1 protein-coding gene is annotated in these 1588 nt (G+C 41.8%); it reads right to left on the bottom strand.

Annotation, left to right across the window (positions count from 1 at the left end):
- Positions 1–72 precede the first annotated feature (72 nt).
- A complete protein-coding gene (locus Selli1_RS18125; protein WP_087252104.1) occupies positions 73–1452 on the bottom strand; it encodes an IS4 family transposase in 1380 nt (459 codons plus the stop codon).
- Between the last annotated feature and the right edge of the window lie 136 nt (positions 1453–1588).

Below are 1588 nucleotides of genomic sequence, written 5' to 3'. Positions count from 1 at the left end.
ACTAAGACTTCCCATACCTGAAATGGGCTTCGCTCCTTGAAAATTCAATATTTCAGATGACAAAATAGTGATTTATGCCCCTATAGACTCTGGATGGAGTGCGTTACGCAGATATTTCGGTAGTCTTGCTTCAAAATCAGCAGTAAAAGCTGTCAATTGCTCATCGCTGAGTTTTAAGATTTCCTGAAGGCTTGCCATCAAGGCATCCATTAGGATGCCAAGTGATCTATGGAAAGTAATGTCCGCCATTTCATCAACTAGGAAAAAGAACAATTCGCCAAGCGTCCTCTGATCTTCATTTTGGCGCTGTTCCATTGCGAGTAACATGTATCTGGTAAACACGATAGCTACGTGAGCTGTCAGTGCATCATAGGATAAGCTGCGGCATTCTCCAATCAGGTTCAGCATAGATTTGCAGGTCTTGAAGAAAACCTCAATCTGCCAGCGCTTTCCATAAACACGGATAATCTCTTCTTCGGAAAGGGTCGTATCTGTACAGATAAAAGCAAGCCAGTCCTTGCGATTTGCTTTATTCCTTACGCAAACGATTTTCGCCGGAATAGGATTCTCTTTTCCTACCATGACGTCAACAGAAAGCAGATACTTTGATCTGCCACGGCGTTTTTTGTTCCTGGAATAGATCTCTTTGATATTCAGCTGTTCACCACAGTATGAATACTTGATGCGGCTGCTTTTCTTGAGCATAGCAATCACATCCATCCCCTTTGAATGGATGGCTGTGATCTGTGCCGGGTTGGAAAACCAGGAATCAAAAAGGACATAATCAGCCTTTAGTCCTGCACTGAGAGCAGTATCCAACAAGGCCATCATTGCTTCAGGTGCTTTTGTCTGGGCAAGCTTGCGCCTTTTTCCTGCAATGGTTCTGTTATCAAAGTTCTTTACCGGACCGATAATATTTGCTTCTTTTGCAGATGCTAACAGACAGCTGTTTACCGGGATCAGTGTATTTCCGTCACTCCAGCTTAATGTAAGCATCCGAAACCCTTTTTTGAAATGCATATCGGTGTGGTCGAATACTTTTGATCCCAGTTCTGTTTTCTTGCAGCTGGTTCGACTAAAAAGGCTGTCATCAACAATGAACACATTTTTCCTGCTATCGTCCGTTAGATCTTTGAGATCATTATTGACGATATCAGCAGCCAGAAGAGAAGTAAAACGGAGCCAGTTTGTTTTTGCCGAATTTAGGAACCGATAAAAAGTGTTCTTTGAAAAATCTTCCTTAAAAGAGCCAGTTCGTTGCTGCATATACATGCTTCTTCCGACAAAAATGTTGCTGAGCTTGTAGCGGAGCAGAGAAACAGGTGAAACACCTTTTTCTTTCATCCCATTGCATTTGGCGAGAAGCTTGCCGACATGATGCCTGGAAAAAAATCTCTGAACACAATCAATTAACTCGTTCTCATCGCAATAGTTTTGTGGTATACTGGACATGGCATAAATCTCCTTTGTATAGATGGTTTTTCGTCAATTCCATTATACCAAACGGGACAGGTTTATGCCTTTTTTATTGGCTGAAATATTGAATTTTCAAGGTTCAACACACCGTATTGGTGTGGGAAGTTTTAGT

It is taken from the genome of Sellimonas catena (assembly GCF_027924685.1).
GTDB classification, from domain to species: domain Bacteria; phylum Bacillota; class Clostridia; order Lachnospirales; family Lachnospiraceae; genus Sellimonas; species Sellimonas catena.
Note: the sequence above shows the minus strand (reverse complement) of the source record. Positions and strands in the feature narration are given on the sequence as shown.